We start from the raw sequence: 25,134 nt of genomic DNA on the forward strand, positions 1-25,134 counted from the left end.
CGCGCGAATCCTTTATGTGTGAAGTCCCGTGGTGCTGCGGTTTTTTCAAGCCGCCGGGCAGCTGATATTGACGTCTCACGGGAGCAGCCGAAAAACTATGGCGCGTTTTATTTTCATCACTGGTGGTGTGGTTTCGTCCTTGGGCAAAGGACTGGCTTCGGCAGCTTTGGGGTCGCTTTTGCAGGCTCGGGGATATTCGGTACGACTGCGTAAACTGGACCCCTATCTGAACGTCGATCCGGGCACCATGTCGCCGTTTGAACATGGCGAAGTGTTTGTCACCGATGACGGGGCCGAGACCGATCTGGATCTGGGCCACTATGAGCGTTTCACCGGTGTCGCAGCGCGCAAGACCGACTCGGTCAGCTCGGGCCGGATTTACTCCAACGTGCTGGAGAAAGAACGCCGTGGCGATTATCTGGGCAAAACCATTCAGGTGATCCCGCACGTCACCAACGAGATCAAGGATTTCATCGCCATTGGCGAGGATGAGGTCGATTTCATGCTCTGCGAAATCGGCGGCACGGTGGGCGATATCGAAGGCCTGCCCTTTTTCGAAGCCATCCGTCAGTTCAGCCAGGACAAGCCGCGCGGTCAGTGCCTGTTCATGCACCTGACCCTGCTGCCTTACATTAAGGCCAGCGGAGAGTTGAAAACCAAACCGACCCAGCACTCGGTGAAAGAGCTGCGCTCGATCGGTCTGGCCCCCGACATTCTGGTCTGCCGCTCGGAAGGCCCGATCCCGAAGAAAGAACGTGAAAAGCTGGCCCTGTTCTGCAACGTGCGCCCCGACAGCGTGATCGCGGCACAGGATCTGTCCACCATTTATGATGCCCCGCTGGCATACCATAAAGAAGGTCTGGATCAGGCGGTTCTGGATGCGTTTCAGATCAGCCCCGCCCCCAAACCCGATCTGGCCAAGTGGGAGGACGTCAGCGACCGCATCCACAACGCCGAAGGTCAGGTGAAGGTGGCCATCGTCGGCAAATACACCCAGCTGGAAGACGCCTATAAGTCGATTGCCGAGGCTTTGACTCATGGCGGCATGGCCAACCGCGTGAGGGTCAAGATCGAGTGGGTCGATGCCGAGGTGTTCGACACCGAAGACGCCGCCCCGCATCTGGAAGGTTATCACGCTATCCTCGTACCCGGCGGGTTCGGTGAGCGCGGCACCGAAGGCAAGATTAAGGCCGCTCAGTATGCGCGAGAGCACAAGGTTCCTTATCTGGGTATCTGTTTAGGTATGCAGATGGCCGTGATCGAAGCCGCTCGGAATGTGGCGGGAATCGCAGAAGCAGGCTCGGAAGAATTCGACCACGAAGCCGGTAAAAAGCGTTTTGAACCAGTGGTCTACCACCTCAAAGAATGGGTGCAGGGAAACCACAAGGTCGAGCGCAAAGTAGGCGACGACAAAGGTGGCACCATGCGTCTGGGTGCATATGATGCCGTGCTGGCGGAAGGGTCGAAAGTGGCCGACGTCTATGGCGGCACTTCTATCGAAGAACGCCATCGCCACCGTTATGAGGTGGACATCAAATATCGCGACAAACTGGAAAAGGCCGGCCTGAACTTCTCGGGCATGTCGCCGGACGGCCGCTTGCCAGAGATTGTCGAATGGTCGGACCATCCGTGGTTCATCGGCGTTCAGTACCATCCGGAACTGAAGTCCAAGCCGTTCGACCCACATCCCCTGTTCCGCGATTTTGTGCGCGCCGCGAAAGACACATCGCGTCTGGTATGATCCCGTGCTGTGTCGGACTGTCACCCTCACGTTGTTTTGTGTGGGCTGATCTCTTAACTGTATGGCGAAGCAGAATTTCTGCTTTGCACGTTAGATGCAGTTCAGAGTTTCAGGAGATTTCCGATGAGCAACGCAACAACGATCACCAACCTCCAGCAAGCACTGCATATGGAGCTGACAGCGACACACCAGTATCAATTACACGCACATATGCTGGATGATTGGGGGCTGGATATTCTGGCCGAGAAGATGCGCGGCGAGATGCAGGAGGAACTGGGACACTCTGATGCGTTTATTGAGCGTATCCTGTTCCTTGGTGGCGCACCTGACCTTGCATTTCAGAAAAGCCCGGCTGCAGCGGGCACATTGGAAGAGATGTTTGCCTCGGATCTGAAGGACGAAACCGAAGCCGTCGATTTCTATACCAAAGCCGCATTGCAGGCTGCAGAGGTCGGAGATGTCGGATCACGAACCCTGTTCGAACGCATTCTGCTGGAAGAAGAAGGCCACAAGGCCTGGCTGGAAACACAACTGAGCCTGCTGCAACGACTAGGCGAATCCGCGTTCAGCGCAAAATTTGTGTCCGGCGCGGCAAACGAGGCCTGACGGGCCTAAGCCCGACTGACTCAAACAACATCGCTCAGACCAGCACATCATGGCCTGAGCGATTGCCGTTTCTGTCACTTCAAAGTGACGTTTCAATACAAAAAATCTCTACTCGGACTGTCCTCATGGGGTTAACTGTTGATCACACCACGACAGGAGAGCCCCGATGAGCGACCAATCCCAAAACGCGAAGACCTTTACCAGCCTTCACAAGAAGGGTGATCCTGTCATTCTGTTCAATATCTGGGATGCAGGCAGCGCAGGCGCCGTGCGGGAAGCGGGCGCACAGGCCATTGCCACTGGCAGTGCCCCCGTTGCCATGGCACAGGGATTTGGCGACGGGCAGAACATCCCGCTTGAAGCCGCTTTGGACAACACGCGCCGCATCGTTGCTGCGGTTGATCTTCCGGTAACACTGGATTTTGAAGGCGCATATGCGGAAGACCCGCAAAGTGTCGCTGAAAACGTTAAACGCGCGCTCGATTGCGGCGTCGTAGGTTTCAACTTCGAAGACCAGATCATTGGTGGTGACGGGTTGTACGAAACGGCGATTCAGGCCAGGCGAGTCGAAGCCATGCGTGCGGCCTGCGAAAGCGCGGGTATTCCAGCTTATGTCAACGCACGAACCGATATTTTCCTGAAGGCACCGGCAGTGACACATGATGATGCCATGCTGAACGACGCCATTGCACGTGCATCGGCCTATGAGGCGGCCGGGGCCAGCGGGTTCTTTGCCCCGGGGCTAAAGGACGAGGCGATGATCGGCCGTCTGTGCAACGCAACAAACCTGCCCGTCAATATCATCGCCCTGCCCGGCGCGCCGGACACACCGCGTCTGGCCCAGTTGGGAGTCGCTCGTGTCAGTTATGGCCCGGTTCCCTATCGCCAGATGATCACGTGGCTGACAGACTTGGCACACTCTGCCATTCATTATCGCAGCTGATCTTCCTGAGGTTGTGGGATTGCAATTGTTGCCATTTCTCATCACCTTGCCCTTGAACCACAACAGGAGGCGGATATGGCGAAAGGTTATTGGGTTGCCCATGTCGATGTGAACGACATGGAAACATACAAACACTACATTGCCGCAAATGCAGAACCTTTTGCGGCTTACGGCGCACGATTTCTGACGCGCGGTGGTGAACGTGTTGTGAAAGATGGTGCAGCGCGCGCAAGGACAGTTGTGATTGAATTTCCGCGCTATGAGGATGCGCTTGCCTGTTATGAAAGCGAGGCCTATCAAAATGCCAAGGCCCTGCGTGACCCAGTATCGATGGGCGATCTTGTGATCATTCGGGGCTATGACGGGTAGTCTACGCTTGGCGCACCACAAAATATGGAATAACCTGCAGCCATGTTGAAAAAGTTCTTTCAGGCGTTCAGACCGCCTCAGCATGAACATCTACCGGACCCGGATGCCGAGCTTGCCTTGGGCGCACTTATGGTGCGCGTGGCGCAGGCCGACCGGGATTACAAACTGGAAGAAATCAGCCTGATCGACAAAATCCTGGCCCGCCTTTATCAGCATAATGCGATCGAGGCGGCCAAGGTTCGTGCCACCTGCGAAAAGTTGCACGCAGCTGCGCCGGAAACCGATACCTTCGGTAAACTGATCCGCGAAACGACGGACCTGAAAGAACGTCTGGCTGCACTGGATGCTCTGTGGGAAGTCGTTCTGGCCGATGGAACGTCTGACGAAGGCGAGATGAAAATTGTCGAAGAGGCCCGCGTTGCCATGGGGCTGAGCTTTAATGACAGCCAGGCTGCACGTGAACGCGTTCAAAGCCGCTTGGATGTGAGTTAACCTCTCGCTATATCTAGCGCATGTTCAGTGATTTTCTTTCCAGGCTTACACAGCCTCAGCCCGTCCCGCTTGTTGAAGATGATGCCCGCCTGGCCCTGACGGCCCTGCTGGTGCGTCTGGCACGTTCCGATAATGACTATTCTGACACGGAGATGGCGAGGATCGACCGAATCTCGGCAGAACGCTACGGTCTATCCCCATTCGAAAGCGCCGCCCTGCGCGCCCGCGCTGAAGATCTTGAGGCAGAAGCCCCGGACACTGTCCGCTTCACTCGTGCCATCAAAGAGGCGGTTGCCTATGAAGACCGATTGGCGGTCGTTCAGGCGTTGTGGTCCGTGGCTCTGGCCGATGGGCATCGCACGGGCGAGGAAGATTCGCTGCTGCGGCTGGTTGTCAGTCTTCTGGGCGTCAGTGACGTAGATTCCGCTTTGGCACGTCAAAGGGCCGCAAAATCTTGATTGCAATGCTAGGCATGTATGACATGCCTGCGGTGCAAGCCGCCAATGATCGGTTTTGGAGCTTGATTCGCGCCCATCTTGGGTATGGGCCAGAACGCCTTACTCGCGACGGAGATGTGTGGGAGGTCTGGCAGGATCCCAATCTGGTTCTTGCTCAGACCTGTGGCATGCCATTCCGGACACGATTGCATGGTCAGGTGCAATTGGTGGGCACGCCGGACTATGGCTTGCCTGACTGCTCTCCCGGACATTATTGCTCGGTCTTTGTGGTGCGCCGCGACGACACTCGCAATATTGGCGGTCTTTGTGAAGGCATCTTTGCGTATAACGAGGCCCTGTCTCAATCCGGCTGGGCGGCCCCGGTCACACACATGTCTCAGTCAAACCTGCGCCCTGCCGCGCTGTTGGAAACGGGCGGACACGCGCTTTCCGCTATGGCGGTTGTAGACGGAAAAGCAGATTTTGCCGCTCTGGATTTGTTGACCTGGCTGATGCTCCGCCAGCATACCGATCTTGGGGACAGGCTGCACGAGCTGGTCCGGACAGACCCCACCCCGACCCTGCCCTACATCACTGCAACTGGCCAAAACCCGAATGCCATCGCAGGCGCCATTCGTGCCGCCATTGACCAACTTGGCGATGATGATAAACGCTTGCTGCATATTCGGGGGCTGGTTGAAATTCCGGTCGCTGCCTATCTGGCCGTTCCCTCTCCGCCTGAACCATAAGATTTACAGGTCAACGACTGCCCAATTTGTCGACTGAATTTAACCAATTTGGTTGTTTCTCAGCTTGATTCTGTGATTTGCGCATTGCATTGAGCTAATTTTTCGGTCCTAGTACCGCACCAACACCACAAACCACTGGACTGCCCGTGACAGACACCGCTCCCGTCATCGAAATCAAAAACCTTCACAAAAGCTTCGGTAATCTGGAGGTGTTGAAGGGGGTAGATATAACGGCCCATCGGGGCGACGTGGTTTCCCTGATTGGGTCGTCCGGGTCTGGCAAATCAACTCTTCTGCGCTGTTGCAACCTGTTGGAAGACAGCCAGCAAGGCGAAATTCTGTTCAAAGGCGAACCGGTCAAGTGGTCCGGGCAAAATCATGGCCGCCGCCCTGCAGATCCCAAGCAGGTTCTGCGCATCCGTACCAACCTGTCGATGGTGTTTCAGCAATTCAATCTTTGGGCGCATTTGACCATCCTGCAAAATGTGATGGAAGCCCCTGTGACCGTTCTGGGCCGCGACAAGGCCGAGGTCGAGGACAGCGCCCGCAAGTATCTGGACAAGGTTGGCATCGGCGACAAATGCGATGTCTACCCGGCGCAACTGTCCGGCGGTCAGCAACAACGCGCGGCCATTGCCCGAGGTCTGTGTATGGAGCCCGAGGCCCTGTTGTTCGACGAGCCTACATCGGCCCTGGACCCCGAGCTGGAACAGGAAGTCATTCGGGTCATCAAGGACTTGGCGGCCGAAGGGCGCACCATGATCATCGTGACTCATGACATGAAAATGGCGGCCGACATCTCAAGCCACGTGGTGTTCCTGCACCAGGGCCTGATTGAGGAAGAAGGCACGCCCGAAGATATCTTTACGTCACCCGAATCCGAACGGCTTCGGGGCTTTCTCTCCGCCACTCAGGCGGCTTAACTACAAAAACAGAACCAAACTGGGGAGTAACCAATGAAAAACCTGATTCTGTCCACTGCAGCGCTGGCGCTGACTGCCGGTATCGCCATGGCCGACACGGTCCGTATGGGCACCGAAGGCGCCTATCCTCCGTATAACTTCATCAATGATGCCGGCGAGATCGATGGTTTCGAGCGTGAAGTCGGCGACGAGCTGTGCAAGCGCGCAAATCTGGAGTGTGAGTGGGTCAAGAACGACTGGGATTCGATTATTCCGAACCTGGTCTCGGGCAACTACGACACCATCATTGCGGGCATGTCGATCACCGACGAACGCGATGAAGTCATCGACTTTACCCAAGACTACTACCCGCCGACCGCTTCGGCCTATGTCGCGACCTCTGACGCGGCAGACGTAAAAGGTGGAGTCGTTGCAGCACAAACTGCCACGATTCAGGCAGGCCACGTCGCCGAATCCGGCGCAACCTTGGTGGAATTCGCGACCCCGGAAGAAACCATCGCAGCCGTCCGAAACGGTGAAGCCGATGCCGTTCTGGCCGATCGCGACTATCTGGTACCGCTGGTCGAGGAATCGGGTGGTGAGCTGGTATTCATCGGTGACCCGGTTCCACTGGGTGGTGGCGTCGGCATGGGTCTGCGTGAAAGCGATGGGGAGCTGCGCGGCAAGTTCGACGAAGGCATCACTTCGATGAAAGCTGACGGCTCGCTGAACGAAATGCTGATCAAGTGGTTCGGCGAAGGCACCGCAACATATGGTTCTGACGGTTCGGTCGTCACCAACTAATACCTGATGTACCCCGGTCCGGCGCTTCAGTGCCGGGCCGATCCCGGCTTAGCCGGAACAGACGTTCGAAAGACGCCACATGTTCTCCTACTGCGCTGATCCTGACACGCTGGGCACGTTTCGCTGGTTTTCGTGCTACCTGACCAATGGCGTCCACTGGTCGTTCTACCTGTCTTTCATCAAGGTTCTGGCCTTGCTGGCTGTGACCGCCCCTGTAGCGCTTAGCTTCGGATTTGCCGGCGCCATGGCCGCACGGTCGCATTTCCCCCCACTCAGTTGGCTGGGTAAGGCCTATATCGCCATTGTGCGCGGCGTGCCCGACATCGCCTTCTTTCTCTTCTTCGTCATTGCATTGGATCAGGGGTTCGAGTGGATTCGCCACAAGGTTCTATGCCGGGATTGGACTGATCCAATCCGCCAGGGCAATGACTTCCTTGTCTGCCAGGCCGCCAAGCTGCCATTGGGGACCGCACCGGAGTGGGTGCATGAAACCTATGGCTTTTTCCTTGCGGTCATCACATTCTCTATCGTTTTTGGCGCCTTTGCTGCCAATGTCCTGTTCGGCGGCATGCGCGCCGTACCGCATGCGCAACTTGAAACCGCCGAAGCCTATGGCATGAATCGCCGCCAGACCTTTTGGAAAATCCTGGTGCCTCAGATGTGGGTCTATGCCCTGCCCGGTCTTTCCAACCTGTGGATGGTGCTAATCAAGGCGACACCGCTTCTGTTCCTGCTTGGCGTCGAAGACATCGTGTATTGGGCCCGCGAACTAGGCGGCACCAAAACTTCGAAGTTCACCCAATACCCCCATGGCGACTGGCGCATGTGGTACTTCCTGTTCCTGCTGATCTTCTACCTCGGCATGACCCGTATCTCGGAACTCGGGCTTGAAAGGCTGATGCGCCGATTGTCCCACGGACAGGCCACATCCGGCGGAGAACTTCTGCGCAAGGAGACCACGGCATGAGCTGTATTCAGACCATTCAAGACTACGGCCTGCGCTCGGTTGGCATAGGGGAACGCCTTCTGCCCAAGAACGACTTTACCTTGTGCGAACAGTTCACCCTGATCGGTTCCGGAATGATCTGGAACATCTACTTCGGGATCATGGCGTTGGCGACCGGATTTCTTTTGGCCACTGCGTTGGCTGTTGGAAAGGCATCCAGCAACAAGTGGTTTCGCAAGCCTTCTGAATGGTTCATCTTTCTGTTCCGCGGCTCGCCCTTGTTCATTCAGTTTTTCTTTGCCTATTTCTTCTTTCTTTCGCTGAAGAAATCCTACCCGATGTTCGACGCGTTCACCTCGGCCTGGCTGGGGGCGTTGATCGTGCTGTTTCTGAATACCGCCGCATATTCCGGCGAGATATTCTATGGCGCGCTTCGGTCCATTCCCAAGGGAGATATTGAGGCCGCAGATGCCTATGGCATGTCCGGTTGGGCGCGTTTCCGACGGATCGTCTGGCCCACCATGCTGCGACTTGCCTGGCCCGCCTATACGAACGAAGCAATCTTTTTGTTCCATGCCACCACGCTGGTGTTCTTTTCGGCCTTCCCGGCCTGGCAGCAACGCGGAGATGCCCTGTATTACGCCAGTTACTTTGCGGACAAGACATTCAATCCGTTTGTTCCCTATCCGATCCTGGCGTTTTATTTCATCCTGCTGACGCTAGCGATCGTCTCTGGTTTTGGCCTGATCAACAAGCGCCTGAATCGGCACCTTCCCGTCGCCAGACAAACAAAGATGCGGTTCAGATTGAACCTGGCGCGTTGACTTTCGGCGCGCTTGAAACCTCAGCATTCAAAATCGAAACAAAGGTCTGACCCTTACATCAATGTGTAAAGGCGTCGGTCTTTTCAGGAGAGATGGTACCGCCTCCCTGGCTTGAACAGGGGACCTCTGGATCCACAATCCAGCGCTCTAACCAACTGAGCTAAGGCGGCACTCGTGAGGGGCGATGTACCGAACGCGCCCGTGGAATGCAAGAGAATTAAAGCCGAAATTTCCAGCTTTGTTCGACAAGATCGACACCGAAGGAATGCACTGGTTTGCTGTCGATCAATTCCCATCCAAAAGCCTTATAGAGCGCACAGGCGGCGGTATGGCTTTCATGCGTCCACAGAACCATTTCGTGGTAACCGGCCGTGCGTGCAAACCCTGTGCAGGCTTCCAACAGCCGTTTTCCCAGCCCAAGTCCGCGTGCCTCGGGGACGAGCAGAAACAGACGCAGTTTAGCCGTGCTCTCATCAATACCGACACAGAAAATGCTGCCCAGCCGTTGTCCGGCATGTTCAGCAATCCAACCCCTATCCCGATAGGGATCATTATTGGCAATGAAATCGTCGAGGATGCAGGCCACCAAGGGGGCAAAGCTATCATCAAACCCCTCGTCGCGTACATAAAGCATACCGTGCTGTTCGACCAGCCAAGCGGCATCTTCGGCTCGAAACGATCTGAGAACCACATCTTCCATATCTTATCTGACCTCAAAGGTGACTTGATTCTCAACCCCGTGCGCGCTAGCAGGAACGCTCAGTCTCGGAGGCACAGATGGGCATCAATACCGAACGCGACATTCAGGCGAATCTGCAAATCGGACCGACCGATCAGGGTATGATCCGATTGTTCATCGAGGCTGACGGCATCGAAATTCCGATGGATTTTGAACCGGAAGAAGCCGAAGAAATTGCCGACGAAATTCGCGCAGCAATACAGGCCGCCCTCGCCGTCAAAGGCTGATCTTCTTACAAGCGCGGATCTCGCAGCGCGTGCAAACGGCGCGCGGCATCTGTTGCAAATTTCTGGATCATCTTCTTGCGCCGCGCCGGGGCCAGTTTGTCTTCGGGTGCCATACGCACAATTTCCGCATCATAGGCGTCGGCGATGATCAGGCCCGTTTCATCCGGCAACAGATCGGTCGGAAACTCTGTGTCGACGGCCCAGAAGAATCGGTCGCACCAGTCCAGATAGCCCTGCCATTTCGCATCCGACTGATAATCAGCGCGACTGGACTTGCACTCAATCACCCAAAGCTCACCCTTGGGGCCCAAACCCATCACATCGACACGCAGACCGCGTATTGGCACGAATTCTTCAACGGAAACAAAGCCATGCGCTGTAAGATGCCGCGCAACACCACGCGCCAGTTTCTGTCCGGGCTGAAGATCCAAAGTCATGTCTGAAAATGTGAACAATTAGTGAACAAAAGTAAAGCGCCTTTGCGCCTTGACATGGTACCTTTTGGTATCGCATTAATATAACACCAAATGGTATCTCATCTGAGGTTGCTTATGGAAAACCAAACTCAAAACGCGTTTCGTGCGCTGGCTGATCCCACTCGCCGGGACATCGTGCAACTGTTGGCTGGTCAGGAGATGACGATCGGGCAACTGACCGACCGGTTCGACATGACCCGGGCTGCGGTCAAGAAACACCTGACGGTGTTGTCGGATGGCGGGTTGATCTCGGTCGAAGTGCGCGGTCGGGAACGCATTAATCGACTTGAACCTTTGGGTATGGCCCCTGTGCTGGACTGGCTCAGCTATTTCGACCAGTTCTGGGACGATCGCCTCAACTCTCTCAAGGAAGCTATTGAAAGGAAACAAAATGACTGATGCAGTATTGAAGAAATCTATATTCCTTCGGGCAAAACCGGAAACCGTTTGGGCTTATCTCACAGACCCCGATCGCCTGGCAGAATGGTTTCACAAACCTGAAAGAACACTGGCAGAAGGTCAGAAACTTGAGATGTTTGGCACAACCAGCGGTGACTTGTTGATCTGGGGCGAAGTTCGCGCTGTCAAACCCCACAAGTATCTGGAATACACGTTCACCGTGAAACCCATGGGCGACGCCGTGAGCACCGTAAAGTGGACGTTGGAGCCCGTGGCCGGCGGAACGCGTCTGGATCTGCTGCATGAAGGTCTGCCACAGGGCGCGGATGCCTTTGGCCTGATTCTGGCACTGGACAAGGGTTGGGACGAACACTTTGGTAAGATGCGCACGGCACTGCACGAAACTGTTGATGCCTGACCCCTTGTGCGAACCCGTCAGACGCCCTACTTAAGCGCGTGGCGGGTTCTGCCCTTCTTGTGACCGGTAGCATTCTGGTGGCCTTAAGCAATTCCGAGGGGGCTGGCTCTGTTCAGGTCCTGGCCTGATTACCTGGCGCCCACCTGTACATACAGGTCCTCGGGAATCAAACCGCACGGTTGACTGGTGGTCCCGCCGCACTTTCCTTGAAATCTCAGCGCCCTGTGCGGGCTTCCTGTTTCACAGTTGCCGGTTCAAAGCTGTGAACGACCGGAGTACCCCCGCGCGGCCCCTGCGGCTTTTCGGCCATGCTCATGATCTTGTAAGCGAACTGTACGCCGGCGAAGACTATACCGTTCATGAACCAGATCATCACCAGCGCGACCAAACCCACCTCGGAGCCAGTGATCAGGTGGCGCAGGTTTGCGACATTCAGGGCCAGCAGCACTCCGACAAACACGGCCGAGATGACAAAACCCCAGACAACTTGAGTGATATACAGGCGGATCAGTTTCGGCATCGCATCTCTCCTTGCCTATCGTGAACAGGATAGCGCATGCTTGGGTGCAGTAAACCACACCGGGTGCGGCAATTTAACGGAGACGCAATGAACGAACTGGACCAATTCGTTCTGGACCTTGTTGACGACTTTTCCACATTTCAGATTGACGGCGATCGTTGGGAATTCACACTGAACCGATTGGCTGAACTGGGCATCAACGCCCTGAACATGCTGTGTTTCACCCCTAAGACCGGGCAGATCCACTGGGTGCGCAGTTCGATGACAAAGCCTTGGTTGGAGCAATATGAGCGCGGAGGGTACGCTGAGGCTGATCCGATGCTGGCTCAGGTCTATAACGGCACCGAAAGTCTGTATGTGCAAGCCGCCAGCCTGCGCGCTGAAGATGGTCATTCCGAGCTGACCGTGAGGCTGAATTACGGGCTAAATGAAGCAGGCTATATTCACCTTTTCTCGCTTATCGTCCCTTGCCCCGACAACGAGGCCAAACTTGTCGTTCTGGCTTCGGACCGTCCCGAGATGCATGAAGTGATGACCGGGCAGGATCGCAGCATGCGTATCCTCGCAACAATTCTGGCTACAAATCTTGGGGCTGAGACCCCCGACGATCATGGGCGAGTTTATGACATCGCCTCTCTGGTCGACCGAGAGCTAGAACTGACGCCAAGGGAAACCGAAGTACTGACATTACTGGCGGAAGGTTTTCGCAACGAGAGGATCGCGGACACACTGAACCTGTCCGAGGTCACAATCCGTGCCCATCTGCAAAGTGCTCGGCAGAAACTGCAGGCTCCTACCCGTGAATCCGCCTTGGTGCGGGCGATGCAGTTGGGCTTGATCTCACCAACACCCTATCGGAAACGATAGCTAGCCCCATCCGTCAGAGGCGCTAAGCTGATTGAACCGTGGATAAAACCTGTGAGTGGTGAAAATCGTCGGTGTTTTTGAGTAGTTATTTTAGAAGTTTAGGCGCGGATTGGTCACACAACCACCGCGCCTTATTTCATCGCTGCTCTGCTGTGTTCAGAACGCTTCGGGCTGTGCCTCGCGCGCCATGTGGTCAAGCACGGCATTGACGAATTTCGGCTCTTTACCCTCTGGGAAAAACGCCCGCGCGACATCGACAAACTCAGTGATGACAACCTTGGGCGGTGTGTCGCTTTGTGTCAGTTCGGCACCGGCGGCCCGGAACAATGCACGCAGGGTGGGATCGATGCGCGAAATTGGCCATTTGGCCACCAGCGCACGGTCGGTCATCTGGTCAATCGGGGCCTGATAGTTCACCGCATCGTCAACGAGCGACCGGAAGACCGAGATATTGCCGTCCAGCATTTCGTCACCCTCATAGACAGCGCCAAAACGGTGATCCAGAAACTCGTTCACAACCTGCACGGTCGTCTGCCCGGACTGCTCCATCTGGAACAGCGCCTGCACGGCATAAAGCCGGGCGGCGGATTTCATCAGGCGTTTCTGGTTGGCCGGTTTCGGCGCGTCTGTCTGGGTCATGCTGTTGTGGGTCCGTTGCTGTCGCCCGCCACTAGGATGGACTCGGACGGCGGCTTGAAGCCAACGCCCTTTTTGGAAGAGCCCCACTTACGGCTGAGCGCGATCAGATGCAAGGCCGCAGCGGCCGCCCCACCGCCTTTATTCATCTTTTCCGGGTTGGCGCGAACTTCGGCCTGATCGTCATTTTCCACGGTCAGGATACCATTGCCTATGCACAGCCCCTGCAGGCCCATCAGTTGGATGGCGCGGCTGGAATCGTTGCAGACGGTTTCGTAGTGCGTGGTCTCGCCACGAATGACGCAGCCCAGCGCGACATAGCCGTCGAAATTGCACTGACGGTCGGCCATTGCGATGGCGGTAGGAATTTCCAGCGCGCCGGGGACCTCGACGACGTCACAGGTACCACCAACCGCTTCGATCTCGGCCTTGGCGCCGGCGATCAGGTTGTCGGCAATCGCGCGATAGAACGGGGCCGCCACGATCAGCAGCTTCACCGGTTTGTCGAAGCTGGGTGTCGGCAGAATTCCGTGTTTGTCTTGTTCAGCCATGATCAGTCTTCCTTCAGGATCGAACGGGTGCCGACGATGGAAAGGCCAAACGCGTCGAGCCCCAGATATACGGTTTCCGGCGAGTCGGTCAGTAACACCAGTTCCTGAATGCCCATCTTGGACAGAATCTGCGCACCCAGACCGGTTTGCTTGATGGTGCGTGGGCCTTCGTCCTCAGCCGCGTAAAGCGAGTTGCGCGGTTGGCGGAACAGGCAGACCACACCGCGGCCTCCCTCGGCAATCTTTTCCATGGCTCGCGGCAGCTCGCGCGAGGATTTCGGCCCAAGACCCAGAATATCCGGCGCTTCGTGCAGGGCATGGGTACGTGTCAGAACGGGCTCTGGCGTGGTGATGTCGCCCTTGACCATGACCACATGTTCGATGCCGTGGGTCTGGTCGGTGAAAATCCGCATTTCCCACTCACCGCCATATTCCGAGGTCACTGTTTCACGCGAGGTTTCGACCACCAGGTTGTCGTTGCGCGACCGGTAGCTGATCAGATCACTGATCGTGCCGATTTTCATGTTGTGCTCTTTGGCGAACTCCACAAGGTCCGGCAGGCGCGCCATGGCTCCGTCCGCTTTCATGATCTCGCAGATCACGCCCGACGGGTTCAGTCCCGCAAGGCGCGAGATATCTACCGCGGCCTCGGTATGACCTGCGCGCACCAACACCCCGCCTCGCTTGGCCCGCAAAGGGAAGACGTGGCCCGGGGTGGCGATATGCGCCATCGTGTTTTGCTCATTGATTGCAGTCGCGACGGTCAGCGCACGGTCAGCGGCAGAAATTCCGGTGCTGACACCTTCACGCGCCTCAATCGAGACAGTGAAGGCCGTCTCATGCCGGGACGAGTTGTTGACGGCCATCATCGGCAATTCCAGCGCATCGACCCGTTCTGCCGTCATTGGCAAACAGATCAGACCGCGCCCATAGGTGGCCATGAAGTTGATTGCCCCGGCATCGGCAAACTCGGCTGCGATCACCAGATCGCCTTCGTTCTCGCGATCTTCGTGGTCGACCAGAATATACATCCGGCCCGCACGCGCCTCTTCGATGATGTCTTCGATCGGGCTGATCGCGTCGCGTAGCTGGGCCTCGACCGGTCCGGGGGTTTCAAAGCTCATGGGGCAGCCTTTCACATGGCATGTTTGCACGGCGGAATAGACCACTGAGGGCGCAAAGACCAGTCCACAAACGGCGCAGGTGCTTTCCGACGCGACGTATCAGGACATCTCGGCCAGACGCGCCACGTACCGCGCCAGCGTATCGATCTCAAGATTGACCCGATCACCCACGCCCACATCGCCCCAGGTTGTGACTTCTTTGGTGTGAGGGATGAAATTGATGCCAAAATCGCAATCGTTCACGTCATTGACTGTAAGCGATGTGCCGTTCAGTGCAACCGACCCTTTGGGGGCAATGAACCGCGCCAGATCCTTTGGCGCACGCAAGGTAACACGGGTACTGTCGCCTTCATCCTCAACTGCGACCACTTCGGCCACGCCATCCACGTGACCCGAAACAATGTGACCGCCCAGTTCATCACCAACTTTCAGCGCTCGCTCCAGATTGACACGCTTGCCGACTGTCCATGTATCAAGGTTGGTCTTCGAAACCGTCTCGGCACTGATCTGTACATCATACCAATCGTCGCCCAGAGCGATCACTGTCAGGCACACGCCATCACTGGCAATCGAGGCTCCGATATCGATGCTGGCCGTGTCATAAGCTGTCGTGATCCGGGCTCGCAGATCTCCCTGCTGCTCCAGCTCGGTGACAGTGCCCATGTCGGTGACGATCCCTGTGAACATTCTGTTAACCCTCAGTTCCTAATCTGTGCCTGACCCTCCCTGTCGAGGTAAGCCCAACGGGCCGTGCGGGCAAGCCCCACCTTGCCGTACACGGCCCAAACGGGCATAGTTTCGGTAACAAAGCCAAAAGAGCAGTCCAGATGCCGCACGCGCCCTCAGGCTCTCATGATCGGGTCTTCCTGTTTCTTCAGGGACCTCATGGACCCTTTTTTTCAGCCCTGGGACGCATGTTGCGCGCCACCGGGGCTCAGGTCTGGCGCGTCGGGTTCAATGCTGGCGATCAGGCATTCTGGTTTGACAAAGCCAGATACATTCCATTTCTGGACCAGCCAGACGATTGGCCTGAAATGTTGAAAAGATTGATCGCCGACAAGGGCGTGACGGATATCGTTCTTTATGGCGACACTAGGCCGATCCATGCCCGTGCAGTTGAGATCGCGAAGTCTATTGGAGTGACAATCCACGTCTTCGAAGAAGGCTATCTGCGCCCCTGGTGGGTGACATATGAGCGGGACGGATCGAATGGCAACTCGCGCCTCATGTCGCTGGATGTCGACCAGATGCGGCAGGCTTTGGAACAGTCAGACTGCAAAACGCCGCCGCCACCGTCACATTGGGGGGATATGCGGCAACATATCTTCTATGGTGCCCTCTATCATTGGTTCGTGATGTTTCTGAACAAACGGTACCGCAATTTCCGGCCACATCGAGAACTGCCGGTTTCGCAGGAATTCAGATTGTACTTCAGACGCTTGATGTTGATGCCCGTTCATCGACTGCAACGTAGCGTCGCGACGACACGTGTCCGATGGGGCGGATTCCCATATCATCTCGTTTTGCTGCAACTCGGGCATGACAGCTCCGTACAGGCTCATTCCGATTACACAGGAATGTGTGACTTTCTTGAACACGTTATCTCAGGTTTTGCGAGAGGCGCACCAGCACACCACAGGCTGGTCGTGAAAGAGCACCCGTTGGAGAACCATCGCGAACCCTTGCATCAGCGCGCCATTGAGATTGCCAAGAAACATGGCGTCCAGAACCGGGTTCACTATGTCCCTGGCGGCAAACTGGCGAGAGTGCTGGATGAAGCAAATTCAGCCGTCACCGTGAACTCCACGGCCGGGCAGCAGGTTTTGTGGCGGGGTATTCCACTACGCATCTTCGGACGCTCTGTATATGACAAGGCCGATTTCGTCTCGCAGCAACCAATTGCGGCATTCTTCGCTGATCCCAATGCTCCGGACACTGAATCCTATCGTTGTTATCGGCGGTTTCTACTGGAAACCAGTCAGTTGCCCGGTGGATTTTATTCCCGTCGCGGACGCAGACAATTGTTGCGCCGCGCCGTAGACATGATGCTGAACAACAGCGATCCCTATCAATCTATTCTGCACAAGAACGAGGCGCAGACGCCACAGTTGAAAATCGTCCGGTAGTTCGGGTGCTCTGTGACTGGAAGTTGAGCGACTTACAGGGTAATCTGCCCGCAACTATAAAAGACTGATACAAAAGACTGAGGATATCCGGCAGTGCAATTCTCTCCTAAGCGATGGATGCGGGGGGTTTCCCTTGTGGCCGCAATCGGCTTGCTGGCAGCCTGCCAACTTCCGAAATCCGGGCCGAACAAGACAGAAATTCTGGCCGGTGCGGTCCAGAACGGCGGCAATGCGTTTGTGGTCGAGGTCGATGACCGCGTGACACGCGCTACGTCCGCAGTTCCTCAGTTCGGCTTTTCATCCTCGTTCAGCAGTGCCCAGACACTGACGGCTGATACCGTCCGTCCCGGTGATGTGCTGGGACTGACCATATGGGAAAACGTCGACGACGGGTTGCTGTCTGGCGAAACCGGCGCGGCGACTGCGCTGGATGAGGTCCAGGTCGATAGCGACGGGTTCATTTTTGTCCCTTATGCAGGACGAATTCGAGCTGCAGGGAACACGCCGGAGCAGCTTCGCGTATTGATTACAAGCAAGCTGCAGGAGCAGACACCTGATCCACAGATCGAGGTGCGGCGCGTTGCGGGTGACGGATCCACCGTCTCCTTGACAGGAACCGTCGCGACCCCGGGCATCTACCCGATCGAGCGACCGACACGCTCGCTGCTTGGCATGTTGTCTCAGGCGGGCGGGGTCTCTGTCGCTTCTGATATTGCGCTGGTGACTTTAATCCGAGGCGGGCAGAGAGGCACCGTTTGGTACGAAGATCTGTTCCGAAATCCCAAACTAGACGTTGCATTGCGCGGCGGCGACCGCATTCTGGTAGAAGAAGACTCCAGATCATATATCGCACTGGGTGCCACAGGCGGACAGTCGCGCGTTGCCTTTGAAAGCCAGGATCTTTCCGCGCTGGAAGCACTGGCCCAGGTCGGTGGTTTGCTGACGCTGTCCTCTGATCCGACCGGTATTTTTATCCTGCGTAAAGAACGCCAGGACGTTGCCCGCAGTATCACAGGACGCGCAGACCTGAAGGGCGACCAGCGTATGATCTACCTGCTGAACCTGACAGCACCCAACGGCCTGTTCATAGCGCGGGATTTCGTGATCCGGGACGATGACACGATCTACGTGACCGAAGCGCCCTATGCACAGTGGAGCAAGTCGATCTCGCTTATCGCAGGTGGCCTGACGCCCATTGCAAACGTTGCCACGCTAACCGGTAATTGATGGATGATCCCCGAACCGGACAGCTCAGCCGGGGCCAACCGCACCCGGCTGTTTGTCTATAATGGTGGTTTTCTGACGCAAAAACGGCTCAGAAGAATCCTGTCGCTCACCGGATATGACGTTCATCTGGGTCTACCCAAAGAAGGCGACTGCGTAGGTGTTTGGGGCAACAGCCCTACGGCACATCGGGGCCTGCGGGTCGCTGAAAAACACGGCACTCCGGTTCTGCGGGTCGAAGATTCCTTTCTCAGATCTCTGCACCCGGGTCGCGATGGTGAGCCTCCGTTAGGCCTGTTGCTGGACCGCACAGGCCCGCACTTCGATGCAACCCAACCGTCAGATCTTGAGAAGTTGTTGACCACTGATCCATTGGACAACACCGCGCTGCTGAACCGCGCGCGCGCTGCGATGGAGCGGGTCAAGGAACTGCATCTCAGCAAGTATTCAGCATTCGATCTGGATCTTACGCCCCCCGACCCCGGCTATGTTCTGGTGATCGATCAAACGGTTGGCGATGCAGCGGTCACTGCAAGCGGCGCGGATCGTGCCCGGTTTCTTGAAATGCTGGTGATTGCGCAAGAGGAAAACCCCGGCGCGCGCATTCTGATCAAGACACATCCAGAAACGCAGGCTGGTCATCGTCAGGGGCATTTCACCGATCAGGACCTGTCAGACCGGATTCTACGGTTTAATGACCCGATCAGTCCCTGGCCCCTGCTTGACGGGGCCATCGCAGTCTACACAATGTCCTCGCAATTGGGGTTCGAGGCGATCCTGGCCGGTCACAAGCCGCGCGTATTTGGTCAGCCCTTCTACACCGGTTGGGGCCTGACGCAGGATGAATTCCCAGTCCTGCGCCGCCAGCGCAATCTGACCCGCGCGCAACTGTTTGCGGCTGCGATGCTGCTATATCCGACTTGGTACGACCCTTATCGTGATCAGTTATGCGAGCTGGAAACGGTTCTGGACACGTTGGAGGCGCAGACCCGCGCGTGGCGACAGGACAGGAAAGGGTGGACTGCCTCGGGTATGCGCTTGTGGAAACGCAGGCATTTGCAGCAGATTTTCGGGCAGTATGGCAAACTGCGATTTACACCCACGCAACCCGGCACACCGGATTGCCCTCATATGGTCTGGGCCAATCAGGCACACGACAGTGAAGGGGCTGTTCGGGTAGAGGACGGGTTTCTGCGGTCGCGCGGGTTGGGAGCAGCACTTGTACCGCCCTTGTCCTTGGTGACCGACGAAATCGGCATCTATTACGACCCCACAAAGCCTAGCCAGTTGGAAAATCTGATCAGCCAGCGTGAAACTCTGCGTCTGGATCAGGAATTACGCGCTGAACGCCTTGTTGAGAGGTTGCTGGCCGATGGCTTAAGTAAATACAACACGGGCCAGCCCTCGCCGCCTCTGCCCGAAGGACATCGCATTCTTGTGCCCGGGCAGGTTGAGGATGATGCCTCGATCCTGTTGGGCACCAACACAGTGCGCAGCAATCTGGCGCTGCTGCAAACCGCGCGCGAGGCCAACCCCAATGCGATCCTGATCTACAAACCGCACCCAGATGTCGAAGCCGGGCTACGGGATGGCCAGATAGACGCAGAGGCACTTGCGGACCTTGTTGTGACCTATATTGACCCCGCCTCTCTGCTGCCGCAGGTGCACGAGGTGTGGACGATGACATCGCTGTTGGGGTTCGAGGCATTGTTGCGCGGGGTGAAGGTCACGACTCTGGGCGCGCCCTTCTATGCGGGATGGGGCCTGACCACCGATCTCGATACCGTTCCCGTCAGGCGAGGTGCACGGCCGTCGTTGATGGGCTTGGTGCACGCCACCTTGATTGACTATCCGCGCTATTTCGATCCGATCACCAGACAACCCTGCCCTGTCGAAGTGGCTGTTGAACGCTTGGCGCTGGGGTATTCGGCACCGTCCGGTCCGTTCAATCGTTTCCTGGCAAAGCTGCAGGGCGCGTTCGCGACGCACGCTCATCTTTGGCGTTGACGTTATTCCGACGCTCTGCGCCAACGGTGCAAAACATCCCCGCCGACCGCCTGCGTTTCGATCAAATCGAACCTCGGTGCGGCCTCCAGCGTTTCCAGACCAAGTGTCCCGACCGCGGCCAGTCCTTCGGCTCCGATGGTCAAACCGGCAGTGAACCCGATCAGTTCGTCCACCAAATCCTCGGCCAGCAACGAGGCCGCAAGCGCAGCCCCACCTTCGCAGAACACGCTGGTCAGACCGACCTGACCCAGTTGCTGAAGCAGATCCAACGCATCGATATGGTGGTCCTTCAACGCGCAGGGGATCAGCTTGGCGCCCAGCCCTTCCCAGGCTTTCGCACGCTCGGCATCCGGGTGATGCGCATGGCAGAGCCAGACAGGAATCTTTGATGCTGTACGGGCCAACTGCCCCATCAGGGATATGTCCATATGGCGCGACACCACAACGCGAACGGGCTGATGTTCAATGCCAAGATCCCGAACGGTCAGCGAGGGATCATCGGCTCGTGCGGTCCCTGCCCCGATCATCACCGCGTCGTGACGAGCGCGCACCGCATGGACCACACGACGCGCCTGTGCTCCGGTGATCCATTGGCTGTGCCCTGTCGAGGTCGCGATACGCCCGTCAAAACTGCTGGCCATCTTCAGCGTCACGAAAGGTCGGCCCTGTTCTGTTTTGAGGAAGAAACCCGCCAAATCCCGTTCTGCCTGTTCCGCAAGAACGCCCGTTACAACCTCAATCCCTGCCTCGCGCAGCATGGTAAAACCCTGCCCCGCCACACGCGGGTCGCTGTCTTCCACGGCGGCCACAACACGGGACACGCCTGACGCGATCAAGGCTTCGGCGCAGGGCGGTGTCTTGCCGTGATGCGCACAGGGTTCCAGCGTTACATAGGCAGTCGCGCCACGCGCGGGCTGTCCAGCCTGCGCCAACGCCTCGGTCTCGGCATGCGGGCGCCCGCCGGGCTGAGTCCATCCGCGCCCGATGATCCGGTCATCACGCACAATGACACAGCCCACGGCGGGGTTCGGCCAGCACGTCCCCTGGCCGCGCCGCCCCAAAGACAGGGCCAGCGCCATAAATCGCTTATCTGTTTCGCTCACTCGTCAGTCGATGGCTGCGGCGGGCGCAGTTCGTGGACGAACTCCTCGAAGTCATCGGCCGCCTGGAAATTCTTGTACACACTCGCAAAGCGAACATAAGCGACGGTATCAATCCGCGCCAGAGCTTCCATAACGATCTCACCGATCTTGTTGGACGGGATATCCGTGTCGCCCATGCTTTCCAGTCGCCGCACGATACCCGAAATCATCTGATCGATCCGTTCAGGATCAACCGGCCGCTTCTGCATGGAGATACGGATGGAGCGTTCCAGTTTGTCGCGATCAAAGTCTTCGCGTTTGCCATTGGTCTTTATTACAACCAGATCACGCAGTTGCACACGCTCATAGGTCGTGAAACGCCCGCCACAGGCCGGGCAGAACCGGCGTCGGCGGATTGCCACATGGTCCTCTGCCGGGCGTGAATCTTTCACCTGAGTGTCGATATTTCCGCAAAACGGGCAGCGCATCCGCCGTCTCCTCGTACCATGTTCGGCCACTTTTTGTAAGCGCTGCGGCTTACTTATCCACAACTATAGGGCAGCCGCTAGGGTTTGGGTAGTCGGAAAATTGAACCGCTAAATAAAGGGTCAGGTCAGGTGCGCTGCAACCTGTCTTCGGTGGGGCGCAGTACGGTGTTCAAACAGGTAAATCCCTTGCCATGTACCAAGCGCAGGTCGCCCCTGAGACACAGGGATCGAAAGTGAAACCGGCATAAGCGCGGCCTTGATATGTGCTGGCATATCGTCCGGGCCTTCATAGGTGTGCCGCAGATACGACATTGCAGGATTGTCTGACGGTGGAACTAGCCGTTCGAAAAAAGCCCGAAGATCGGTTTGAACCTCGGGGTCCGCGTTTTCCTGAATCAGCAATGAACAGGACGTGTGGCGAACGAACAGGGTCAAAACCCCATCCTTCGCCACCTGTGCAAGCCATTGCCGAACATCGGACGTGAATTCGTATAGCCCCGGCCCTTGGGTGCGCATTACGAACTCAGTCTGCATTCTGGCAATCCTGTCAGGCTATCAGTCGTTGAAGAACGGTCGATAGTTACACCTGGCATTCGCGCCTTGTACAGACATACTGTAACCGGGCTTAAAACCGAAAGACACAAAACTGCTGGGTTGCGCGCCTACATTCTCAGGTTGCTTGGTCGAAAACTGAACCGCTGTTTTGCGCCCGGTCGTAACACTCGGCCCATAACCCCGCACGACATATATCTGGTCCTTCCAGCCTGCGCCCAATGTGCGCCGCGCGTAATCCGCCGCTGCGCACCAATAACCTTCGGCACGCTGATCGCCTCGCGGGATGACTTCGAATTCGGTCGCATTGATGGGTTCCGTTCGATACCCGTTCCGAGCAGCATCTGCGGTCATGGGAATACTGAAGGCCACGGTTGCCAGCGCGGCAAAGGTGTATAACTGTTTCATCGTTAATTCTTCCCTGATTGTGTGTTCCAAATAAGTTAGGCGAACTTCGCCCGATGGACAGGCACCTCACGATCAATTCAGCCTGCGCCGCGCATAGCGTGATCCGGCGTGAGCCAGCCCTGATATCGGATCAATAAGCCTAATCCCGGCGCTTCTGCCGACACGTCAAACCTGAATCGGCCCTGCGCATCCTGCCATTCAATTGTTTTTGAACGTGGCCGCGCAAAGAATGGCACTGGAATCCCAAAAATCGTTAGGCGGAGGATTTTGATGTACAGTGCGCTGTTCTGCCAGTTGGGTTGCAGCCAGATCGAAATCGCTCCGAACGTTTCCCGAACGCATTTCCTTTTCTCATCGTAGACCAAGAGTGAACGGGTCTTGTGGCCAGCAAAGTCTCGTTCCCAATGCCAGACTTGGTCCTCTGCGCGTATTTGAACTGACACTGCAACATCCGTTCCTCCAAACGGAAACCCCGCCAGACGCGTTACCAAAGCCACCAATACGCCCGTCCCACGCTCGATGTCGCATCGGCCCACATAATGGCCTTCGGTGCTGTGCAACGCGCGGATCGAAGGTGGCAGATCCTCCAGCTCGCTCAGCGTTTGCAAAAACGGGTCAGATATCATCAATACCCGTACCGCGCAAAGCGAGCCTTCACATCGGGTCCAGGCATCAAACAGGTCGCGAATCTGCCAAACACTGAATATCTGTTTCGCGCAATCAGATGATAAACCGGATTTTTGACGAAACTGGGCAGAAATCGACACACCGATAGCAGCGGCCACAAACCAGGCAGTTGACGCATCGCGGCAGCAAACGCGTCCAGGTGCTGATAGACCGCGCCTTCCACGATCACCAGATTTGTCTGAAAGCCCTGCGTCGGCAGACCCAGATCGCAAAACAGTTTCTGCCCTAGCGGAGATTGCGCCGTCGCAAACTGAAAAGATTGGCGCAGGTCGCGTTTGAGCATGAATCGAAAAAAGCCGGAACACAGTACGCATTCACCATCGAACACGATCAGGTTTCCAACATAGGCATCTGTATTCACAACATTATCCCGCATTATCCCGACACAGGCGAAACTCTTTTGAAGCAGGGTGACAAATCCGGCGTCGCAGAACAATGCGACACGTGTGAAAGGAAAAATGTGTGCCGGGGAGCTCCAAGCGGAGACTGGTGATTTCTCCGAGGCTCTGACCTCATCCCCATAAAGGTACGGACCCGGCAACACTGCTGATTTGGGATGTGCCACGCAACGGTGCATGTTCGTTCCAGTCAAAACCTTTCGAGAGCTTGCCAACTCAGAAAACGCCATTGCAAAATCCCTCTAGCCACGACCACCGGTCATGAAACGTGAATTCTGTGATAGCTTGCAAAAATATCTGAGAACTTAGGGTGTTGTTCCGCGATGGATGTAGATATCGGCCGACTGCATATTTTGACCCGGGCACTGGATCGCCACACTGGCGTCACCGAGGTATCTCAACGGATATTGAAACAGACTGGGCTGCGACCGCAAGACATAGCACCCCCCGCCGCAGTCTACAGCGCGCATAAAGAGGCTCTGTTCATCCGACACGCCTGCGATGCGATTGGCGACATTACATTTGCAGCACGCGCAGGGCTCGGGGTTACATCGGCTTCGACCGTGACTGGGTATATCAGCAAATACTCACGCGATCTGAAGCAAGTGATGGAAAACCTCTCGCGCTTTCACGGGATCATCGACCCGGCCATCTCTCTCAATATTCGTGTCGCTGGAAATTTTGCAGCGCTTGAGGTTGATTGGAAGGACGCCAGCTTTGCCCGCTATCACAGACGCACCGAATTCCTGTTGTTCGCTGCGCTGGCCAGAATGAGAAACCTGACGCAGGTGAACCTTAACCCGATTGAGATGCGCTTTCAGCACAAGGTCGGAGATCACGCCCGGACTTTCGAAAAGCTCGCCGGATTTCCAGTGCTCTTTGGGGCCGAAGGAATTGAAATCATTTTGCCTCTGTCTGCATTGGAGCTACCGGTGCCGACCTATGATCCGAAGTTGCGTGAACATTTGCTGGAATACGGTGAACGCCTGCTGGCCGAGACGCCGTCACCCAAACAATTGACCCGTGCCCGTGCCGAAGGATTGATCACCCGGTCCCTTCCCGGCACGATCCTGCAAGCCGAAGATGTTGCAGCCAATCTGGGGATGAGCCTCAGAACGTTCAGCCGACGTTTGAAAGATGAAGGCACCAGCTTTCGTGATATTGTTGACGATCTAAGGTGCGATCTGGCGCAGACCTTCATCACAAATGGCATGACCCTGTCTGAAATCTCATTCTCGCTGGGGTACGCAGATCAAGCCGCCTTTTCGACCGCTTTCAAACGATGGACAGGTCAGCCACCCAGCGCCTTCAAGACCCGCGTGACTCATCCCATTCGGACAGTAGACCGGGGGTCATCAGCCTGAAAAACCTCACCCCGGCCCGTCCCATGAG

General features: G+C 56.6%; 32 protein-coding genes and 1 tRNA gene. 19 read left to right on the forward strand and 14 right to left on the reverse strand.

All coding sequences use genetic code 11. From position 1 onward, the window contains the following. Positions 1 to 97 precede the first annotated feature (97 nt). From Q0816_RS00410 to Q0816_RS00460, 11 genes are all read left to right on the forward strand, one after another. A complete protein-coding gene (locus Q0816_RS00410) occupies positions 98 to 1,741 on the forward strand; it encodes a CTP synthase (protein ID WP_298846204.1) in 1,644 nt (547 codons plus the stop codon). A 123-nt stretch (positions 1,742 to 1,864) separates the two neighbouring features. Beyond that, positions 1,865 to 2,347 carry a bacterioferritin gene (locus Q0816_RS00415; protein ID WP_298846206.1) on the forward strand — a complete coding sequence of 161 codons (483 nt, stop codon included), beginning with the start codon at positions 1,865 to 1,867 and terminating at the stop codon, positions 2,345 to 2,347. A 166-nt stretch (positions 2,348 to 2,513) separates the two neighbouring features. Then, entirely contained in the window at positions 2,514 to 3,290 is a 777-nt protein-coding gene (locus Q0816_RS00420) for an isocitrate lyase/phosphoenolpyruvate mutase family protein (RefSeq protein ID WP_298846209.1), read from the forward strand. Between the two features lie 75 nt (positions 3,291 to 3,365). Then, on the forward strand, positions 3,366 to 3,659 hold the full coding sequence (locus Q0816_RS00425) for a DUF1330 domain-containing protein (protein WP_298846212.1): 294 nt from the start codon (positions 3,366 to 3,368) through the stop codon (positions 3,657 to 3,659). A 42-nt stretch (positions 3,660 to 3,701) separates the two neighbouring features. Continuing rightward, positions 3,702 to 4,151 carry a TerB family tellurite resistance protein gene (locus tag Q0816_RS00430; protein ID WP_298846215.1) on the forward strand — a complete coding sequence of 150 codons (450 nt, stop codon included), beginning with the start codon at positions 3,702 to 3,704 and terminating at the stop codon, positions 4,149 to 4,151. 20 nt (positions 4,152 to 4,171) lie between these two features. Then, entirely contained in the window at positions 4,172 to 4,609 is a 438-nt protein-coding gene (locus Q0816_RS00435; RefSeq protein ID WP_298846217.1) for a TerB family tellurite resistance protein, read from the forward strand. Positions 4,610 to 4,614: 5 nt separating this feature from the next. Beyond that, positions 4,615 to 5,337 (forward strand): phosphate/phosphite/phosphonate ABC transporter substrate-binding protein, encoded by a 723-nt coding sequence (locus Q0816_RS00440; RefSeq protein ID WP_367180455.1) that lies wholly within the window; start codon positions 4,615 to 4,617, stop codon positions 5,335 to 5,337. Between the two features lie 146 nt (positions 5,338 to 5,483). Then, positions 5,484 to 6,260 carry an ABC transporter ATP-binding protein gene (locus Q0816_RS00445; protein WP_298846221.1) on the forward strand — a complete coding sequence of 259 codons (777 nt, stop codon included), beginning with the start codon at positions 5,484 to 5,486 and terminating at the stop codon, positions 6,258 to 6,260. A gap of 33 nt (positions 6,261 to 6,293) precedes the next feature. Next, positions 6,294 to 7,043, forward strand: a complete 750-nt coding sequence (locus Q0816_RS00450; RefSeq protein ID WP_298846224.1) for a transporter substrate-binding domain-containing protein — start codon at positions 6,294 to 6,296, stop codon at positions 7,041 to 7,043. Between the two features lie 79 nt (positions 7,044 to 7,122). Next, positions 7,123 to 8,010 (forward strand): ABC transporter permease, encoded by an 888-nt coding sequence (locus tag Q0816_RS00455; protein WP_298846227.1) that lies wholly within the window; start codon positions 7,123 to 7,125, stop codon positions 8,008 to 8,010. Next, positions 8,007 to 8,813: an ABC transporter permease subunit gene (locus Q0816_RS00460; protein WP_298846231.1), complete on the forward strand. Its 807-nt coding sequence runs from the start codon at positions 8,007 to 8,009 to the stop codon at positions 8,811 to 8,813. The genes Q0816_RS00455 and Q0816_RS00460 overlap by 4 nt, the downstream gene beginning before the upstream one ends. Positions 8,814 to 8,906: 93 nt before the next feature. On the opposite strand, the gene Q0816_RS00465 is transcribed toward Q0816_RS00460, so the two are convergent. Together Q0816_RS00465 and Q0816_RS00470 are read right to left on the reverse strand one after the other, a co-directional pair. Beyond that, positions 8,907 to 8,983, reverse strand: a tRNA-His gene (locus Q0816_RS00465). 47 nt (positions 8,984 to 9,030) lie between these two features. After that, positions 9,031 to 9,513, reverse strand: a complete 483-nt coding sequence (locus Q0816_RS00470; RefSeq protein WP_298846234.1) for a GNAT family N-acetyltransferase — start codon at positions 9,511 to 9,513, stop codon at positions 9,031 to 9,033. 77 nt (positions 9,514 to 9,590) lie between these two features. Here Q0816_RS00470 and Q0816_RS00475 point away from each other — a divergent pair, with 77 nt between their 5' ends. After that, positions 9,591 to 9,779, forward strand: coding sequence for a DUF6324 family protein (locus tag Q0816_RS00475; protein WP_298846237.1), 189 nt, complete (start codon positions 9,591 to 9,593; stop codon positions 9,777 to 9,779). 5 nt (positions 9,780 to 9,784) lie between these two features. Here Q0816_RS00475 and Q0816_RS00480 read toward each other — a convergent pair whose 3' ends face one another. After that, positions 9,785 to 10,216, reverse strand: coding sequence for an MmcB family DNA repair protein (locus Q0816_RS00480; RefSeq protein ID WP_298846240.1), 432 nt, complete (start codon positions 10,214 to 10,216; stop codon positions 9,785 to 9,787). Between the two features lie 114 nt (positions 10,217 to 10,330). Here Q0816_RS00480 and Q0816_RS00485 point away from each other — a divergent pair, with 114 nt between their 5' ends. Both Q0816_RS00485 and Q0816_RS00490 read left to right on the forward strand, forming a co-directional pair. Beyond that, positions 10,331 to 10,654, forward strand: a complete 324-nt coding sequence (locus Q0816_RS00485) for a helix-turn-helix transcriptional regulator (RefSeq protein WP_298846243.1) — start codon at positions 10,331 to 10,333, stop codon at positions 10,652 to 10,654. Beyond that, entirely contained in the window at positions 10,647 to 11,072 is a 426-nt protein-coding gene (locus Q0816_RS00490) for an SRPBCC domain-containing protein (RefSeq protein WP_298846246.1), read from the forward strand. The genes Q0816_RS00485 and Q0816_RS00490 overlap by 8 nt, the downstream gene beginning before the upstream one ends. Before the next feature lie 214 nt (positions 11,073 to 11,286). On the opposite strand, the gene Q0816_RS00495 is transcribed toward Q0816_RS00490, so the two are convergent. Then, the gene (locus Q0816_RS00495) at positions 11,287 to 11,592 is read right to left on the reverse strand and encodes a hypothetical protein (protein ID WP_298846248.1); all 306 of its coding nucleotides are present in this window, start codon (positions 11,590 to 11,592) and stop codon (positions 11,287 to 11,289) included. A gap of 87 nt (positions 11,593 to 11,679) precedes the next feature. Between Q0816_RS00495 and Q0816_RS00500 the strand changes: the two genes are divergently transcribed. Continuing rightward, positions 11,680 to 12,459 carry a LuxR C-terminal-related transcriptional regulator gene (locus tag Q0816_RS00500; protein ID WP_298846251.1) on the forward strand — a complete coding sequence of 260 codons (780 nt, stop codon included), beginning with the start codon at positions 11,680 to 11,682 and terminating at the stop codon, positions 12,457 to 12,459. A gap of 156 nt (positions 12,460 to 12,615) precedes the next feature. On the opposite strand, the gene nusB is transcribed toward Q0816_RS00500, so the two are convergent. From nusB to Q0816_RS00520, 4 genes are all read right to left on the reverse strand, one after another. After that, positions 12,616 to 13,098 carry a transcription antitermination factor NusB gene (gene nusB / locus Q0816_RS00505; protein WP_298846254.1) on the reverse strand — a complete coding sequence of 161 codons (483 nt, stop codon included), beginning with the start codon at positions 13,096 to 13,098 and terminating at the stop codon, positions 12,616 to 12,618. Further along, positions 13,095 to 13,646: a 6,7-dimethyl-8-ribityllumazine synthase gene (locus Q0816_RS00510; RefSeq protein ID WP_298846255.1), complete on the reverse strand. Its 552-nt coding sequence runs from the start codon at positions 13,644 to 13,646 to the stop codon at positions 13,095 to 13,097. Before Q0816_RS00510 ends, nusB begins: the two co-directional genes overlap by 4 nt. Positions 13,647 to 13,648: 2 nt before the next feature. Then, a complete protein-coding gene (gene ribB, locus Q0816_RS00515) occupies positions 13,649 to 14,770 on the reverse strand; it encodes a 3,4-dihydroxy-2-butanone-4-phosphate synthase (protein WP_298846258.1) in 1,122 nt (373 codons plus the stop codon). A gap of 99 nt (positions 14,771 to 14,869) precedes the next feature. Further along, entirely contained in the window at positions 14,870 to 15,457 is a 588-nt protein-coding gene (locus Q0816_RS00520; protein ID WP_298846261.1) for a riboflavin synthase, read from the reverse strand. 140 nt (positions 15,458 to 15,597) lie between these two features. Between Q0816_RS00520 and Q0816_RS00525 the strand changes: the two genes are divergently transcribed. The 3 genes from Q0816_RS00525 to Q0816_RS00535 all read left to right on the forward strand — a co-directional run bounded on the left by Q0816_RS00525 (position 15,598) and on the right by Q0816_RS00535 (position 20,127). Beyond that, positions 15,598 to 16,896 (forward strand): capsular biosynthesis protein, encoded by a 1,299-nt coding sequence (locus Q0816_RS00525; RefSeq protein ID WP_298846265.1) that lies wholly within the window; start codon positions 15,598 to 15,600, stop codon positions 16,894 to 16,896. A 93-nt stretch (positions 16,897 to 16,989) separates the two neighbouring features. Next, entirely contained in the window at positions 16,990 to 18,123 is a 1,134-nt protein-coding gene (locus Q0816_RS00530; protein WP_298846268.1) for a polysaccharide biosynthesis/export family protein, read from the forward strand. Between the two features lie 3 nt (positions 18,124 to 18,126). Then, positions 18,127 to 20,127: a capsular polysaccharide biosynthesis protein gene (locus tag Q0816_RS00535; protein ID WP_298846271.1), complete on the forward strand. Its 2,001-nt coding sequence runs from the start codon at positions 18,127 to 18,129 to the stop codon at positions 20,125 to 20,127. A 2-nt stretch (positions 20,128 to 20,129) separates the two neighbouring features. Here the strand turns inward: Q0816_RS00535 and ribD are convergent, their stop codons facing one another. The 6 genes from ribD to Q0816_RS00565 form a co-directional block, all read right to left on the reverse strand. Further along, positions 20,130 to 21,230: a bifunctional diaminohydroxyphosphoribosylaminopyrimidine deaminase/5-amino-6-(5-phosphoribosylamino)uracil reductase RibD gene (gene ribD, locus Q0816_RS00540; RefSeq protein ID WP_298846274.1), complete on the reverse strand. Its 1,101-nt coding sequence runs from the start codon at positions 21,228 to 21,230 to the stop codon at positions 20,130 to 20,132. Next, the gene (gene nrdR, locus Q0816_RS00545; protein ID WP_117869416.1) at positions 21,227 to 21,697 is read right to left on the reverse strand and encodes a transcriptional regulator NrdR; all 471 of its coding nucleotides are present in this window, start codon (positions 21,695 to 21,697) and stop codon (positions 21,227 to 21,229) included. Before nrdR ends, ribD begins: the two co-directional genes overlap by 4 nt. Positions 21,698 to 21,817: 120 nt before the next feature. Beyond that, on the reverse strand, positions 21,818 to 22,231 hold the full coding sequence (locus tag Q0816_RS00550) for a secondary thiamine-phosphate synthase enzyme YjbQ (RefSeq protein WP_298846291.1): 414 nt from the start codon (positions 22,229 to 22,231) through the stop codon (positions 21,818 to 21,820). 21 nt (positions 22,232 to 22,252) lie between these two features. Then, entirely contained in the window at positions 22,253 to 22,657 is a 405-nt protein-coding gene (locus Q0816_RS00555; RefSeq protein WP_298846294.1) for a hypothetical protein, read from the reverse strand. Positions 22,658 to 22,734: 77 nt separating this feature from the next. Further along, positions 22,735 to 23,283: a DUF4166 domain-containing protein gene (locus Q0816_RS00560; RefSeq protein ID WP_298847230.1), complete on the reverse strand. Its 549-nt coding sequence runs from the start codon at positions 23,281 to 23,283 to the stop codon at positions 22,735 to 22,737. Then, positions 23,283 to 23,705 carry a thiol-disulfide oxidoreductase DCC family protein gene (locus Q0816_RS00565; protein WP_367180443.1) on the reverse strand — a complete coding sequence of 141 codons (423 nt, stop codon included), beginning with the start codon at positions 23,703 to 23,705 and terminating at the stop codon, positions 23,283 to 23,285. The genes Q0816_RS00560 and Q0816_RS00565 overlap by 1 nt, the downstream gene beginning before the upstream one ends. A 360-nt stretch (positions 23,706 to 24,065) precedes the next feature. Between Q0816_RS00565 and Q0816_RS00570 the strand changes: the two genes are divergently transcribed. Further along, on the forward strand, positions 24,066 to 25,106 hold the full coding sequence (locus Q0816_RS00570; RefSeq protein ID WP_298846298.1) for an AraC family transcriptional regulator: 1,041 nt from the start codon (positions 24,066 to 24,068) through the stop codon (positions 25,104 to 25,106). Positions 25,107 to 25,134: the final 28 nt, after the last annotated feature.

The sequence above is a fragment of the uncultured Ruegeria sp. genome, from assembly GCF_947497005.1.
GTDB lineage: Bacteria > Pseudomonadota > Alphaproteobacteria > Rhodobacterales > Rhodobacteraceae > Ruegeria.

Bases quoted from the DNA above. Each gene is read 5' to 3' on its own strand.
- ribB (WP_298846258.1), bottom strand. From the start codon at position 14,770: ATGAGCTTTGAAACCCCCGGACCGGTCGAGGCCCAGCTACGCGACGCG.
- Q0816_RS00455 (WP_298846227.1), top strand. From the start codon at position 7,123: ATGTTCTCCTACTGCGCTGATCCTGACACGCTGGGCACGTTTCGCTGG.
- Q0816_RS00500 (WP_298846251.1), top strand. From the start codon at position 11,680: ATGAACGAACTGGACCAATTCGTTCTGGACCTTGTTGACGACTTTTCC.
- Q0816_RS00485 (WP_298846243.1), top strand. From the start codon at position 10,331: ATGGAAAACCAAACTCAAAACGCGTTTCGTGCGCTGGCTGATCCCACT.
- Q0816_RS00450 (WP_298846224.1), top strand. From the start codon at position 6,294: ATGAAAAACCTGATTCTGTCCACTGCAGCGCTGGCGCTGACTGCCGGT.
- Q0816_RS00535 (WP_298846271.1), top strand. From the start codon at position 18,127: ATGATCCCCGAACCGGACAGCTCAGCCGGGGCCAACCGCACCCGGCTG.
- Q0816_RS00555 (WP_298846294.1), bottom strand. From the start codon at position 22,657: ATGAAACAGTTATACACCTTTGCCGCGCTGGCAACCGTGGCCTTCAGT.
- Q0816_RS00495 (WP_298846248.1), bottom strand. From the start codon at position 11,592: ATGCCGAAACTGATCCGCCTGTATATCACTCAAGTTGTCTGGGGTTTT.
- Q0816_RS00460 (WP_298846231.1), top strand. From the start codon at position 8,007: ATGAGCTGTATTCAGACCATTCAAGACTACGGCCTGCGCTCGGTTGGC.
- Q0816_RS00480 (WP_298846240.1), bottom strand. From the start codon at position 10,216: ATGACTTTGGATCTTCAGCCCGGACAGAAACTGGCGCGTGGTGTTGCG.
- Q0816_RS00410 (WP_298846204.1), top strand. From the start codon at position 98: ATGGCGCGTTTTATTTTCATCACTGGTGGTGTGGTTTCGTCCTTGGGC.
- Q0816_RS00435 (WP_298846217.1), top strand. From the start codon at position 4,172: ATGTTCAGTGATTTTCTTTCCAGGCTTACACAGCCTCAGCCCGTCCCG.
- Q0816_RS00475 (WP_298846237.1), top strand. From the start codon at position 9,591: ATGGGCATCAATACCGAACGCGACATTCAGGCGAATCTGCAAATCGGA.
- Q0816_RS00425 (WP_298846212.1), top strand. From the start codon at position 3,366: ATGGCGAAAGGTTATTGGGTTGCCCATGTCGATGTGAACGACATGGAA.
- Q0816_RS00490 (WP_298846246.1), top strand. From the start codon at position 10,647: ATGACTGATGCAGTATTGAAGAAATCTATATTCCTTCGGGCAAAACCG.
- Q0816_RS00440 (WP_367180455.1), top strand. From the start codon at position 4,615: ATGCTAGGCATGTATGACATGCCTGCGGTGCAAGCCGCCAATGATCGG.
- Q0816_RS00510 (WP_298846255.1), bottom strand. From the start codon at position 13,646: ATGGCTGAACAAGACAAACACGGAATTCTGCCGACACCCAGCTTCGAC.
- Q0816_RS00470 (WP_298846234.1), bottom strand. From the start codon at position 9,513: ATGGAAGATGTGGTTCTCAGATCGTTTCGAGCCGAAGATGCCGCTTGG.
- Q0816_RS00520 (WP_298846261.1), bottom strand. From the start codon at position 15,457: ATGTTCACAGGGATCGTCACCGACATGGGCACTGTCACCGAGCTGGAG.
- Q0816_RS00550 (WP_298846291.1), bottom strand. From the start codon at position 22,231: ATGCAGACTGAGTTCGTAATGCGCACCCAAGGGCCGGGGCTATACGAA.
- Q0816_RS00430 (WP_298846215.1), top strand. From the start codon at position 3,702: ATGTTGAAAAAGTTCTTTCAGGCGTTCAGACCGCCTCAGCATGAACAT.
- Q0816_RS00560 (WP_298847230.1), bottom strand. From the start codon at position 23,283: ATGATATCTGACCCGTTTTTGCAAACGCTGAGCGAGCTGGAGGATCTG.
- Q0816_RS00415 (WP_298846206.1), top strand. From the start codon at position 1,865: ATGAGCAACGCAACAACGATCACCAACCTCCAGCAAGCACTGCATATG.
- Q0816_RS00570 (WP_298846298.1), top strand. From the start codon at position 24,066: ATGGATGTAGATATCGGCCGACTGCATATTTTGACCCGGGCACTGGAT.
- Q0816_RS00420 (WP_298846209.1), top strand. From the start codon at position 2,514: ATGAGCGACCAATCCCAAAACGCGAAGACCTTTACCAGCCTTCACAAG.
- nusB (WP_298846254.1), bottom strand. From the start codon at position 13,098: ATGACCCAGACAGACGCGCCGAAACCGGCCAACCAGAAACGCCTGATG.
- nrdR (WP_117869416.1), bottom strand. From the start codon at position 21,697: ATGCGCTGCCCGTTTTGCGGAAATATCGACACTCAGGTGAAAGATTCA.
- Q0816_RS00525 (WP_298846265.1), top strand. From the start codon at position 15,598: ATGCCGCACGCGCCCTCAGGCTCTCATGATCGGGTCTTCCTGTTTCTT.